The organism is Bradyrhizobium sp. Ken01 (assembly GCF_055807355.1).
The window spans coordinates 1-268 of sequence record NZ_JBVVPC010000218.1 but is presented as its reverse complement, the minus strand read 5'-3'; the positions used below and the strand labels follow the sequence as shown (position 1 = coordinate 268).

Below are 268 nucleotides of genomic sequence, written 5' to 3'. Positions count from 1 at the left end.
CATCGATAAACCAATACGCAAGGGGTGTTCCATGAGTTCTTTTGGATCAAGGGAAACTTCAACCGGTACACGCTGAACGATTTTGATCCAGTTCCCTGTCGCATTTTGTGCAGGTAATAAGGAGAACGCATTGCCGGTTCCCATATTGATCCCTGTCACCCGACCATGAAACACAACATTTTCACCATAAAGATCGCTGATAATATTGACCGATTGACCAATCCGTACATCCGTGAGTTGTGTTTCTTTAAAGTTGGCATTAACCCAC

The 268-nt window shown here is 44.0% G+C and carries 1 pseudogene; it reads right to left on the bottom strand.

Annotated elements, in window-relative coordinates:
- Positions 1-268, bottom strand: a pseudogene (locus AC0L3S_RS39405) (EmrA/EmrK family multidrug efflux transporter periplasmic adaptor subunit); the annotation flags it as partial.